Here is a 12,740-nt window from a genome sequence, read left to right on the forward strand (position 1 = left end):
TTATGTCCAGAAAGCGAATTCTGGTATCATCCAGGGATGTCGGGGCTGCTATTAATATTATCGAAATTGTAAAATTAGCCAAGTCTAATCCTGACTGCGACTTTTTTTTATATATTCAACCTCCTGCAGCTCAATATTTTAGTAATCACAATTTAGAATATGAGTTAGTACCGAATTATATTGCAAAGCAGCAAGACAGCGAGGAAGCGAAACTTATTTTGAATTATGCTGGCGAAATATTGGAAAAAATAAAGCCTGATGTTATTTTATGTGGTTTATCTACACCAGGTGACGCAGGTATTGATGAAGCATTGATTACAGTTGCCAAGAATAAAATTCCAACAGTAGTAATGCAAGATTTCTGGGGGGAAGTTAATGATTTTTTCGGTGCTTGTGCAGATTATTATTTTTGCTTGGATCAGGAGGCAAAAGCATTAACAGAGCAGCGATATGATAGTAAAGGCCTAGTCATAGGCTCACCACGACATTCTTGGTATAAATCATTAGAACTTATTCATCTTAGAAAAGAATTAAGGAAAAAAGCTGATTTATCAACGGAAGATATAGTCATTGGTTTGTTTGGTCAGTCATTGCACCATATTCCAGGATATAAAGAAACATTGTTGGATTTTTTATCTCTGGTACCTCAAGCCTGTCCGGAAGCTACTATTGTATACAGGCAGCACCCGAGGGAAAGCAATGAACAAGCGCTGAATACTATTCGGTTACTGGACAATGCAAAAATCTCATTTCGATTGATGAAAGATGAAAAAGTTGAACACACATTGATATTATGTGATGCGGTTTGCAGTATTTTGTCTAATTGCCTTTATGATGCAAGTTATCTAAATTTCTTTTCACCGACTCCTTTTATTAGTCCAATTGCATTATGTTACAAAGAAGACATATTAAAGCATTTGAATAACTATAATATGTTAAATGCATCTCCATATAGAGTTAAAAATATTGCATATATGTTTGATAATAAGAAACCTGGCAAGGATGATTTAAAATTCTTGTTTTCAGAAAATGGAAAAAAAGAATTTTGGTTGGGGAGCCAAAAATTAGAGAATCCTGAATACGCCGCCCAAAAAGCTTTTATAAGTTTATTAAATATTTCTGATTTAACAATAGACTATTTAGAACAAACTGTCGTGTAGCGAAGACCTATATGGTAAATCAACATTGCGTTGTACCTTAAAATAACTAGATGTAAAGTATTACGTAATCGTTCACGCCCCTTGTCATATAACCATAAAAAATTTAATAATTTTTGTGACGAGGTGTTTTTATTTTCGCAGAAAATTGCTATAAGGAGTTTAAAAGGTAACACATTGATTTTATGAATGATTTAACGAAAATCAATTTAACTCCTAAGAATTTGGAAGAAGCTTTAGAGACGATGGCTCATTTAGCGAAAATAATTATTGAGCTAAAGGAAGAAAATACTCAACTTAAAGAAGAAAATGCTCGCCTTAAAGAACAGTTAAATATTAATTCGAAGAACTCTTCATTGTCTCCATCACGAGACCTTAAAAAGAAATAGCGGAGTAAACCAAAGGGTGGTCGCTCACGAGGAGGCCAATCAGGACATAAAGGACATCAACGCGCCTTAGTACCTATAGACCATGTTAATTCAGTGATTGTTTGCTCCCCTCAAAGCCATTGTGATTGTGGTAAGGCATTAAAAATTTTAGAGCATTTTGAACGAAACCAAGTTTTTGAAGTACCCGTTCCAAGGTATGAGGTGATTGAATACCAACTTCAAACAGGATGTTGTAGTGCATGCCGACGGCGTTATCAAGGTAACTTGCCAATGGGGTTAGTCGTAAAGGATTTGGGCCAAGAGCCCAGGCACTGGTGAGCTTATTAACGAGTAAATACCGGTTGAGTAAACGCTTAGTTCATGCTTGGTTTTCTGATTTTTATCAAATGCCTATTTGCTTGACCATATATGGACCCCGCCCGGTTTTGCAACAGATAAATTCAGATTTTTTAACAATTCAGGATTAGATGCAGTCATATATTCGGTCTCTAGCTGAGTGATATACGTTCACTCGGACCCTGATAGTTTCTGCGCTCTTTTTCCTCATCACGTCAACGGTCTCATATGCGACCCTGGTCAAGTATAGGTTTTAAAAGAGCTGGTCTTACCTGTTTTGCTATCAATCGTGATTTACCTTAAGCAATCTTTAAAGCGTGTCTTCTTTTCTTTGCTTTTTTCATGTCATCTGATTATGGTGAATGTGTTTTTTACATTCATCATAATCAGATGAAACCAATAATTTTTCCCGTTAATATTATTTTCATGCTGCTATACTTTCTTGAATGTCCGAGGCGCGATAACATTCACCATGTGCCATTAACGCCCAAATAGTGCGAGCATTTTTATTGGCTAACGCTACGGCTGCTGTGTTAAATCCGCAGCGCTGCTTTACATCAGCCATCCATTTGCTTTTTTTGTCCTCTTTGTCTTCGCAGCGAGTGAGAGCCGATCGTGCACCATGAATCAGCAATGTTCTTAAGTAACGATCGCCTCGTTTACTAATACCCCCAAATCGTACATTATTCCCGCTGGAATGTTGTTTGGGTACTAATCCAAGCCAGGCAGATACTTCTCTACCATTATTAAACACACTGGCATCACCAATTGAGGCCACTATTGCTGATGCTATCAGAGGGCCAATACCTTCTATTTTTTGAACTTCTATGCACATTGGATCTGTGTCTGCTTGGTATTGAATTTCTTTATCGTAAATCTTCACCTGCTCATCATAAACTTTAAACTGTTCATATAAACGAATAAAAATAGCTTCTGATTTTACCGTTAATTTCAATTTGTTATTTTCTAAAATTTCTGTCATTTCTCGTATATGACTAATTCCTAATGCAATAACAATCCCATATTCAGCTAACAAACCACGTATTTGGTTTGCTTGAGCTGTTCGTTGTTTTATGACGAGTTCTCGTGCCCGATGAGATAACAATACATCTTGTTGCTCAATTTTCTTTACTGGAACGAATTTCATGTTAGGCCGTGTGACCGCCTCACAAATACCTTCAGCATCGTTAGCGTCATTTTTATTCGATTTCACATATGGCTTTACAAACTGAGGTGCCATCATTTTTACGGTATGCCCCATTCCTATAAACATACGAGTCCAATAGTGTGCGCCGCCACACGCCTCCATTCCAACCAAGCAAGGAGGCAGCTGTGCCATAAACTCAATTAGCTTTTCCCTGGTTAATCTTTTTTTAAGAACGCATTTACTTTTTGCATTTATTCCATGTAATTGGAAAACATTCTTTGCCAGATCGATGCCTAATACTTTAATATCTTTCATTATGGATCCCTCACCTTGATTGAATGACTGTTAACATATTCATTCTGGCTCAAATAGAAGTCTTTCGATGGGTGGCTGGGTCCATACTATTACGTCAACCTTCTTCTATATACGATAGGACTCTTTCTCTTATTTCTGTTGTATGACTCATTTTAAAAAGTCAGTATACTAACACAATTTATAAGTCAATTTAAAATCAAAATACTATACCTCCAACGAATAACCATGCTGAACGTCAGCTAAGGCCGCTGGTTATTTCTAAAAAACTCACTTTTGGAACTCAATCAGAACGAGGCAGTCGTTTTATTGAGCGAATTTTTTCTGTGGTTGCGACTTGTAAACAACAACAAAAAGATGTCTTGGTATTTATTATGGATGCTCTTCAAAGGTGGGGTGTAACTCATCAAAACTTAAACGTCCCTTTACAAGGGGCGTGAACGTTTACCAGGCGATAGAGGAGGTACTAAGTTGCTTAGATATTAGTAGAATTAATCACTCCTGGCTTTCTTTTGTTAAAAGCTCAGGTACTTTTGACTCTATTAGTTTGGAATTAATAGGTTTAGGCTTTACTTTTGATGCCCTGATGCAATTTGCACATAGTGTACCATCCATTTTGTTGCTAAGGTGTTTCTCTCTTAAACCCTGGAATTTTTCTCCATTCCAAGCTTCTAACATACTCATTTTATTAAGATCTTCAATAGCCAGTAAGTTTTCATAATCATTACAACATGCCTTAAGATAGCCCTCTCTGCTGATATGTAATTTGTTAAAAGGTAAATGGCAATCTCGGTATGGAGGGAGTGGAAGATGATTCATTTGCCCTGACTGATTACTAGCTTCATAATAGATTATTTCATCTACGTAGTCTCTAACAAGTTCCTGTAATTCAGAGTAGCTATTTTTACTCATTTCCATGCCAACAAAAGAAACACCTATGTATACCTTATGCGGAACCTTCTTTCTATAATCACTTACAAAACGAATATTGCTAATTACACGATCAAAATGGTCATTCCCATGTACTTTTTTATAAATTTCTCGATTACCACCATTTACAGAAAATTTTATCGAATTGAGTCCTGCATCAATAATTTGTTTAAAACGATCTTGATTTGGTATTGAGCCATTTGTAGAAATATACATATACTCATAACCTATTGTTTTGCAATAGTGTACATATTCGTCTAGCCATTTGCATGTAAGGGGCTCAGCGCCAGCAAATAATCCTATTTCTCTGGCGCCGTTATCATATGCTTCTTTCACTAGTCTCTTAAATAGTTCCGGCTTCATTTGACCTTTTGTTCTTTCCATTAATGTATAAGCACAAAATGAACAACCATGATTACAAATATTTGTAGTTTCAACTTGTATTTGTTTAGGAAATGGTGGTTTAAGAGTACGCTGCGTACTTTTGATTGTGTTAACTAACCGAGTGCCAACATGACTGCCTTGAGTGTTATGTTCTGTAAAGATATCAGTAAGATTCGCGTAAATTATTGACTTTGTTTTATCCTGATGCATTGTAAACTTAACTCCTATTTCTACTGTTCTACATGCTACTTAAGCTAATGTGAATTTATTTTTTTCTGAATAACATTAAAGATAGATAAAGTAGCTTCTCCATTAATTTTACCCATTTTATCAGATTCAATTTTTGATCTTAACAAGATATCCTTATACCAGGTTTGTTTTTGATTAACCTTGTGTATTAATGCTTTTAATTGCGTCATTTCATTAATTTGAATATATGAAGGCACGTGTGGGAAATCGTTTACACCAAAATGATATATATCAAAATTAACTACTAGTTTTCTAGCTGCTAAAGCCCATCGAGCTAAACTTGAGCCACAGGAAATCATAATGTCACAACGAGGAATAGCATATAGTGGGAAACCTGGGTAATCTATAACGCCCAAAGCTATTATTTCTTGTCGATCGGTTTCCTTCATTCTGGGATGAAATGAATAAGTTACATTCAAGTGACTAAATTCATTAAATAATTTTAACAATGAGGAAATAAAATCTGCTACTGAGCTATATTCACATTTATGACCCCATCCCTCATGATCACTTGGTGGTATACATACCAAAACATGTAGTTGTTTTTCATCCAGTCTCTGAAAATTATTAAAGGCAAATTGCAATGACATGTCTTCTTGAATTACATCATACATAACATCACAATACACTGATCCAGATAGTTGCATTTTTCTTTTACTTATTCCTTCATCTGTATAACGTTGATACATAGCATCACTTTCAAGTAATAAAATATCTGCTTGACCACCTTGAAAACACCAAGGGTTTGGAATCTGTATTTTTAGAGCCTCTAATGCCAATATATATTCAGGTGGAAAATAAATAACGTTACCATACACGGTTTTTTTGATCCATTTTGGATACAAGTCCTTGATTAGTGCAACTGCAGGATCCGCTGTAGTTAATAGCTCGCCGTTATGATGGCGCTCTTCTATGCCTTTATAAATCAGAGACGAAGAGTCTGCAATACCATAAGGTAATACGGCAACTGGAATGCCTAACTTTTTTGCTGTTGAGATCATCCAAAAATCAGAAGCGATTCCATCTTCTCCAATGATAATAACATCGGGTTGAAAATCTTGGAGAATTTTTTTTGCGGATAATAGTCTTGAAAAATGAATATTCCTAAATAAATCAAATTTTACCTTTGAAATATGAGCCTCAAATCTTTTGGCATTTTTAGACTTGGGGAACACTTTATATTTATAAAATTTATCAATCACTGATCTGAGAAGACTAGGAGTGTAAACTATAGAGTCCCCTGTTTCCATGTGATGATAAAAATTCATATGATATTTTGCTGCTACATCAGAAATTGCTTGGGCAACACCAGGATCATCACGATCACAGCAAAAACCTAATTGGCAACCAAAGGTTTTTAAACGACGAGCTACTTCTTCGTAATAGCGTAATTGCCCTAACTCGCCTGTAACGATAAGACCCTTAAACATTTTAACTTGGACCTCTTATGCTCTCTTATTTTTCTTATAATTCTTCCATTCTAAGAAACCATCTCTGGAAAAGCGTTTGTATTGTTTATTGTGTAATTCCCATTGTTCGCCACGCAGCCATTGCCTTAAGTACTTTCTTATTTTATCTCCACTACCAGGAAGTTGATAACCAGGGTAGGTATGTCCTCTTATAATTTTTCTCTCTCTTCCTTCTTTTAGATAACTTCCTCGATGAAATACATCTGTACTAAATATGATCATACTTCCTGCAGGAGCAAAGATTTCTATGCATTCGCCTAATTCGTCTGGAATTTCTTCATTGCCCATCCCGTAAAACTCAGGTGTTCCTATTTCTATTGAATTGTTAGAACAATTTTTTTGGAACCAATTTTTGAATTTTCTTCGAGCCAAATATTGACTTCCTGGATGAACTGCAAATGCGCCATATCCTGGTCCCAGAATATCATGCAGGTAAATCATACATTTTATATTCCAGGTTTTATCAAAGTGTGAAGATGCTATTTCTTCTCCTTTACCTAAATCATAAGTAGCATAAATTTCTTCATTTAATAGGTTTGGCCGGCCAACTATACGATTTACCAATTCAATAATTTTAGGATGATTAAAAATTTGATTTACGGCTTGAAATTGTTCTGCATTAGGTTTACTACGATATAACGCTGCATAGTCTGCTACATTCCCACCTACTCTATGAACACAAAGACAATCCTCATTATAACGTTGATTACGAATTGCATGCCAATCATCGGATAATTTTTTTAAATCTTCTTTTGTAAGCCAATTTGGAATAAGGACAACACCATATTTTCTTAAAATTAAAACAACTTCGGTTACTTGAAAATTGGGAGAGGCTGTAAAATCCTTCAGCTGTATTGGCATAGATTTAGTCCAATTTATCTCGAATAGCCTGAAGAATAAAAATATTTTATCGAAAAATCAAGTTAAATATGGTCGGAAAAAATTAATCCGTGCTTATTGGTTCGTATATTGGCAGATAGGTATTGGGTTTGGATTTTGATTTTAAAAAACAATCAGTACATAGCGGATTTACTCCACAGATAATGGTAGCCTAGCAAATCATGTTAATCCTTAATCATTATTTTTCTTATTGCTAAAATGTTAAAGTCTTTGTGTTGTTCTCGTTCTGAGGCTTCATCCCATGGGCGATAATTTTTTATGAAAGCACTTCTATTGATTTTTTGAAATAATAGAATTCCTCAATTTATTTATTTCAGTGAAATATTTGAGCTTAGAGCAATTTATAGACTTTTGCTTTGAAATTTAATATTATCCCCTTATATTTTTTTAATAAATTTGACATCTCTCGAGACAAAATCACTATACTAAGTTGAGATTTTTATGGAAGAAACAACCCTTGAGTTAGCTGGATCCCGTATTGCTGATGATGATATTTATCTTAATGAAGATAGAAGAAACCAACCAAAAGATTGTTTTAAGCAATCCTTAAATCTTATTGATGTAGAAAAATGGCCAGCTAATTCAACATGGTTGGATGTTGGTTGTGCTACGGGAGACTATATAGATTTTCTTAAAAAACGTTTTGGGCATTTTAATTTTATCGGCTTGGATATTTCCGAGCAAATGCTCAAAGAGGCTAGAAAACGAGATCCAGCCAGTCATTATATAAGTGGAGATGTGCGCGATTTTAATCTTCTACCTAAGGCCAGCGTCGATATCATTACAATTTTTGGTGTGATTGATTGTTTTGATGAAATTAAATCTACATTTACTAGCCTGATGCATTGGATTAAACCAGGGGGGCTAGTTCTTGTTTTGGATATTGTAAATCCTTTTCCTATAGATACAATAATGCGTTATCGTCGTACAGTTGAGTTAAATGCGCCTTGGGAAATGGGATGGAATACATATTCACGTCAGACCCTTGAACGTCAGATAACACAATTTCAGCAAGTGGAGTCTTTTGATTTTATACCCTTTGAGATTTCTATAGATTTATTACCGAGAACAGAAGATCCTATGAGGACTTGGACGATAAAAACAGCGGCAAAACCACGTCAGTTGATTAATGGTTGTGGTCAAATGGTAAATCTATATTTTATTCCTATTAAAATTAAGCATCGCAAATGATCGTAATTAGTATCAATTCATTATCCCAGTTAAAATTGTTTGAATGTTTATGTAAACGTATTAAAGATCGCTATGCTGATATTATATTTGTTGCCTTTGGATGTAATGATGCTCAGATAGAGTCTATCAAAACATCGGCTCAAAAATTAGGTATTAATTTTGCTATTCAACAAACTGGGACGTTATCATCAGAAAATGTAAAAACAGAACAAAATTTTCCTCCGATGACTTGGTTTGAGAAAGTACTCTATCGTTTTAAACCAGAAGAATATATGCATTTGACTAATGAATTATTTTTAAGAAAACAGATATATTTAGATGAAATCACTGCAAATTTAAATGCTGCACAAAAAATTATTGAAAGATACAAACCTGATCTTGTGTTGGTTGCGGAAGATGGTATTTCAGGAAATGTATATTTAATTCAAGAGGCTCGAAAGCAAAAGATTACTATCATTGATATACCTTATGAGGCTAGTGGTAAAGAAGATTTTGTTAATTTAATTAATGAAAAAATTGAAGAGAAAAATATTATTAAATGTGATGCCAATGCTTCTCATTTTCATCATTACATTCATAAAAAACTTAAAAAATGGATAATTACTTCTAGTGAGGGCGATTTATTGCTGTTCCCGCCTGAATTAATTATAGCTAGGTTGGAAATGAAACTTGACCTACCTGATCCTTGGACAACTCATGGAGGTAATGCTTCAATATTAGCTGTGGAAAGTAAAGCTATGCTTAATCATTATAAAAAAGAGCGAATTGATCCTACTAAGTTAAATTTAGTAGGTAGTGTTTACTGCGATGCTCTATACGATAGTTTATACAGTGCTCAATCTTATCAGGACGCTTATGAGAGAAAAACAAAGATAAATGCTGGGCAAACTTCAATTCTGGTCTCTTTACCACCTAGTTATCATCATTCTAGAAGAGAAAAAAATGAATTCCCTAGCTACAAGGAAATGATTGAGCAGTTAATGTCAATTTTAGTATCTAAAGGCTTAGTTATCTCAGTTTCATTGCATCCCGCTATTCCCCCAGAAGAGGTCGCACTGATTAAATCTTTTAATGTTAATATTGTTGATGATTGGGTTATTAATTTAATTCCTAAACATGATATTTTTTTCGTGACCAGCTTTTCATCAACCATCCGTTGGGCATTAGCCTGTGGTAAACCTACCATTAATTATGATGCTTATAATCACAATTTAAAAATCTATGATGGCGCATCAGGTTTATATAATAGTCAGCAATTGCATGATATTGATCGTCATTTAAATCATTTACTTGACGACAAACAATATCAGGCATTAGCTGTGCAATTGGCAAAAGAACGTGACGAATGGGGCATCATTGACGGAAAAAATACAGTGCGATTGTGTCAAATATTTGATAAATATATATCCAATTGCTGAGCTGTTAGCATTTGACGTAATAGTATGGACCCCGCCACCTATCGAAAGGCTTCTATTTGAGCCAGAATGAATATGTTAACAGTCATTCAATCAAGGTGAGGGATCCATAATGAAAGATATTAAAGTATTAGGCATCGATCTGGCAAAGAATGCTTTCCAATTACATGGAATAAATGCAAAAAGTAAATGCGTTCTTAAAAAAAGATTAACCAGGGAAAAGCTAATTGAGTTTATGGCACAGCTGCCTCCTTGCTTGGTTGGAATGGAGGCGTGTGGCGGCGCACACTATTGGGCTCGTATGTTTATAGGAATGGGGCATACCGTAAAAATGATGGCACCTCATCCATATCTGGTCAAGCAAATTTGTACACCCCAGTTAAGCCACTTTTTTCATTAACCCCCAGTACCGATTTTCAAATTGATTCGGACTTAGATAATCCAAAGACGAATGCAATCTTTGATTGTTATAAAACATAGTCATGTAATCTAGAATATCTTGTTTTGCCTCCCGTCTGGTTTGATAATTACGCCAATGAACTAATTCATCCTTCAAGCGGCTGAAAAAACTCTCAGCAACGCTATTGTCCCAGCAGTCACTTTTTTGCTCATGCTGCCCACAAGGCCATGTTGATTGAGAAGGCTGCGATATTGTTTACTGGCATATTGTGAGCCCCTGTCGGAATGCACAATAAGGCCTGCTTTTAGCTTTCTCTGCCAAATGGCCATTGTTAATGCATTGCAAACTGTATCAGCTTTCATTCTCGAACTCATGTTCCAACCAACCACTTTTCGGGAAAACAAATCAATTACCACCGTCAGGTATAACCAGCCCTCATGGGTTGGGATATAGGTCATATCGGACACATAGGCACGATTGGGTTCATTGACCTGAAATTTCCTGTTTAAAACATTATCAAAAATAGGTTGCTTGTGATTGCTGTTTGTTGTCACTTTGTATTTCTTTTTATAGCGAACAAAAATACCCGCTTCACGCATTAAACTACGGGTTTTTCTGCGGCCAACCGGATAACCAAGAGCATTCAGTGCTTTCCTTATCCTGCGATTTCCATACGAAAACTTGCTGGATTCTGAGATTTTTTTAACCCACTCCAATAGCTCTTCATGTTCTGGTTCATTGTTCGGTTTTGTGCTCTTCCGTTTTTGATAGCTATAGTATCCAGAAGAAGTAACGCCCATGAGATGGCACATCATGCCAACCGGCCAGGTCTTCTTATGTTGGGCGATAAACGAATATTTTATTTCGCTTCTTTCGCAAAGAAGACCGTCGCTTTTTTTAGTATTTCTTTCTCCATTGTCAGCCTTCTGACTTCTTCTCGTAACTGACGAATTTCAAGTTGCTCTTCCGTCAATTTTCCATTTCCACGAAAAGCATTTTCATTATTCTCCGCTGCCACTCGAATCCAGCGACTCAAAATATTCGAATTAATTCCCAAGCTCCTTGCTGCTTCTGGACATGTGTATCCTTGCTCAGTTACTAAACTAATCGCATCCAGTTTAAATTCCTTTGTATATTTTCTTCTTGTAGACATTGTGACCTCCAATTAAACAAATTATCTCTTAACTGGTGTGTCTAAATCAATTGAACCACATCAAACTAGTGGGAGTCAGTAGTTCTAAGAAGATTCTGCTTAAGCTCAACGATTTCATTGACATGAGCCTTTTCCCATTCGACTAGTGTTACTCTATCTCGCTCTAATTTTTCCTGAATATTAGCTTTTGTCAGTAAAGTCGAAAAATGACTAATCCCAGATTCATCTTTTAGCCTCAATACCATTGATAATATTAGATTTCCCAATTCATTTTTGAAGTGTTGGGGGTCCCAAAACCAATGCATTTTGGTTATGACATCATCTTTATCTGGAAGTTGTTCGGTTGTAATGGAGTTAATATTATTAAAACCCCATAAAGCAAATTTTAAATTGGGGTATTTTTGATTATGAGCTGCTATTATTTTCATTAACTCCTTTTGCCATTGTTCATAAGTATCCCATAAATCTAACAATTTATAAGTTTCCAAAAGCCTGACATGTTCCGGTGCAAGTATAAGAATTAATTCCGTATGGTTGTTTTCGCAAATCGTTATGATTTTTTGTAAATAGGCAATGGTATCAATTCCTTTTTCAGGATTAGTAAAATCATATTGATTATGTGGTGAGGGCAATAAGGAGGCTTTACTATAACTTTCTGTATACAAAAAATTATTCTTATAACCTTTTAACTGTTGTATTTGCTCTTCTCTATAATCATGGACGAGTTGCCCGTTGCTTAAAAATGCGTTTCTTTTGTGCTGGTTTTTTATGGTTTCTAGACTGGCTTTTAAAGCATCAAAAGAAAGCAAAGTAGAAAAAAAAGTATTTACAGTACGCGGGTTTTTATTTCCATTCATATCGACATTAAGCATTGACTCATTAAAATCATCTCTGTTCTCGACATAAGCATTAAACATAAAGAAATTCACTACTAAAATGACCTTTTTTACAGGTTTAATTGCTTCAGCATGTTGTAGATAGCGCATTACTTCGTAAATATTTGCACCGCTCAAACCAAGGTTATAAACGTGAGAATTATCCCATGCAGCAAAGTCCGGGTTGAGGCCTGTTTCAGCAGTAGATGAACCCATTATTAAATATTCTGGTTTTTTCCACTCTGTTGCTATTGCCTTGGTAAGGCGCAGGTGTGATGTTACTTGAGGTTTTTTACTAAGTTTCTGAATAGGTATTGATTTGTAAATATCGTACGGATTAACTAGCCAGTTAAATAATATAATAATGAAACCAAAAAATAGAATAAATGTCAGATAATTAATGGAAAATTTTTTAAAGCGATTCAATTAAATT

Annotated in this window: 11 protein-coding genes and 2 pseudogenes; 7 read left to right on the forward strand and 6 right to left on the reverse strand. The window is 35.2% G+C overall.

Going from position 1 to position 12,740, the window contains the following annotated elements:
- Window positions 1-2: 2 nt before the first annotated feature.
- The 3 genes from OQJ02_RS03965 (at window position 3) to OQJ02_RS03975 (ending at window position 1,864) form a co-directional block, all read left to right on the forward strand.
- A complete protein-coding gene (locus OQJ02_RS03965) occupies window positions 3-1,160 on the forward strand; it encodes a hypothetical protein (RefSeq protein WP_265717969.1) in 1,158 nt (385 codons plus the stop codon).
- Window positions 1,161-1,342: 182 nt separating this feature from the next.
- The gene (locus OQJ02_RS03970) at window positions 1,343-1,546 is read left to right on the forward strand and encodes a DUF6444 domain-containing protein (protein WP_265717970.1); all 204 of its coding nucleotides are present in this window, start codon (window positions 1,343-1,345) and stop codon (window positions 1,544-1,546) included.
- 93 nt (window positions 1,547-1,639) lie between these two features.
- Complete coding sequence (locus tag OQJ02_RS03975) at window positions 1,640-1,864, forward strand: hypothetical protein (RefSeq protein ID WP_265717971.1); 225 nt, start codon at window positions 1,640-1,642, stop codon at window positions 1,862-1,864.
- Between the two features lie 442 nt (window positions 1,865-2,306).
- Here the strand turns inward: OQJ02_RS03975 and OQJ02_RS03980 are convergent, their stop codons facing one another.
- A complete protein-coding gene (locus tag OQJ02_RS03980) occupies window positions 2,307-3,344 on the reverse strand; it encodes an IS110 family transposase (protein WP_265717972.1) in 1,038 nt (345 codons plus the stop codon).
- A gap of 206 nt (window positions 3,345-3,550) precedes the next feature.
- Between OQJ02_RS03980 and OQJ02_RS15455 the strand changes: the two genes are divergently transcribed.
- Window positions 3,551-3,781, forward strand: coding sequence for a hypothetical protein (locus OQJ02_RS15455; protein WP_416209895.1), 231 nt, complete (start codon window positions 3,551-3,553; stop codon window positions 3,779-3,781).
- Between the two features lie 55 nt (window positions 3,782-3,836).
- Here the strand turns inward: OQJ02_RS15455 and OQJ02_RS03985 are convergent, their stop codons facing one another.
- The 3 genes from OQJ02_RS03985 to OQJ02_RS03995 are packed head-to-tail and all read right to left on the reverse strand — an operon-like array spanning window position 3,837 to window position 7,234.
- Window positions 3,837-4,865, reverse strand: coding sequence for a radical SAM/SPASM domain-containing protein (locus tag OQJ02_RS03985; protein WP_061504418.1), 1,029 nt, complete (start codon window positions 4,863-4,865; stop codon window positions 3,837-3,839).
- 44 nt (window positions 4,866-4,909) lie between these two features.
- Window positions 4,910-6,334: a hypothetical protein gene (locus OQJ02_RS03990; RefSeq protein WP_061504417.1), complete on the reverse strand. Its 1,425-nt coding sequence runs from the start codon at window positions 6,332-6,334 to the stop codon at window positions 4,910-4,912.
- A gap of 15 nt (window positions 6,335-6,349) precedes the next feature.
- The gene (locus tag OQJ02_RS03995) at window positions 6,350-7,234 is read right to left on the reverse strand and encodes a hypothetical protein (protein WP_061504416.1); all 885 of its coding nucleotides are present in this window, start codon (window positions 7,232-7,234) and stop codon (window positions 6,350-6,352) included.
- Window positions 7,235-7,714: 480 nt separating this feature from the next.
- On the opposite strand from OQJ02_RS03995, the gene OQJ02_RS04000 reads away from it, so the two are divergent.
- From OQJ02_RS04000 to OQJ02_RS04010, 3 genes and pseudogenes are all read left to right on the forward strand, one after another.
- Window positions 7,715-8,464 (forward strand): class I SAM-dependent methyltransferase, encoded by a 750-nt coding sequence (locus tag OQJ02_RS04000; protein ID WP_061504415.1) that lies wholly within the window; start codon window positions 7,715-7,717, stop codon window positions 8,462-8,464.
- Entirely contained in the window at window positions 8,461-9,882 is a 1,422-nt protein-coding gene (locus tag OQJ02_RS04005; protein WP_265717973.1) for a hypothetical protein, read from the forward strand. The genes OQJ02_RS04000 and OQJ02_RS04005 overlap by 4 nt, the downstream gene beginning before the upstream one ends.
- Before the next feature lie 109 nt (window positions 9,883-9,991).
- A pseudogene (locus OQJ02_RS04010) lies at window positions 9,992-10,222 on the forward strand (IS110 family transposase); the annotation flags it as partial.
- A gap of 36 nt (window positions 10,223-10,258) precedes the next feature.
- Here OQJ02_RS04010 and OQJ02_RS04015 read toward each other — a convergent pair.
- Together OQJ02_RS04015 and OQJ02_RS04020 are read right to left on the reverse strand one after the other, a co-directional pair.
- Window positions 10,259-11,432: pseudogene (locus OQJ02_RS04015) on the reverse strand (IS3 family transposase).
- A gap of 65 nt (window positions 11,433-11,497) precedes the next feature.
- The gene (locus tag OQJ02_RS04020; protein ID WP_265717974.1) at window positions 11,498-12,733 is read right to left on the reverse strand and encodes a hypothetical protein; all 1,236 of its coding nucleotides are present in this window, start codon (window positions 12,731-12,733) and stop codon (window positions 11,498-11,500) included.
- Window positions 12,734-12,740 lie beyond the last annotated feature (7 nt).

The organism is Legionella sp. PATHC032, from assembly GCF_026191185.1.
Classification (GTDB): Bacteria; Pseudomonadota; Gammaproteobacteria; order Legionellales; family Legionellaceae; genus Legionella.

Excerpts from the sequence above, each read along its gene's own strand:
- OQJ02_RS03965 (WP_265717969.1), top strand. The coding sequence starts at position 3 with ATGTCCAGAAAGCGAATTCTGGTATCATCCAGGGATGTCGGGGCTGCT.
- OQJ02_RS03970 (WP_265717970.1), top strand. The coding sequence starts at position 1,343 with ATGAATGATTTAACGAAAATCAATTTAACTCCTAAGAATTTGGAAGAA.
- OQJ02_RS03980 (WP_265717972.1), bottom strand. The coding sequence starts at position 3,344 with ATGAAAGATATTAAAGTATTAGGCATCGATCTGGCAAAGAATGTTTTC.
- OQJ02_RS03985 (WP_061504418.1), bottom strand. The coding sequence starts at position 4,865 with ATGCATCAGGATAAAACAAAGTCAATAATTTACGCGAATCTTACTGAT.
- OQJ02_RS03990 (WP_061504417.1), bottom strand. The coding sequence starts at position 6,334 with ATGTTTAAGGGTCTTATCGTTACAGGCGAGTTAGGGCAATTACGCTAT.
- OQJ02_RS03995 (WP_061504416.1), bottom strand. The coding sequence starts at position 7,234 with ATGCCAATACAGCTGAAGGATTTTACAGCCTCTCCCAATTTTCAAGTA.
- OQJ02_RS04000 (WP_061504415.1), top strand. The coding sequence starts at position 7,715 with ATGGAAGAAACAACCCTTGAGTTAGCTGGATCCCGTATTGCTGATGAT.
- OQJ02_RS04005 (WP_265717973.1), top strand. The coding sequence starts at position 8,461 with ATGATCGTAATTAGTATCAATTCATTATCCCAGTTAAAATTGTTTGAA.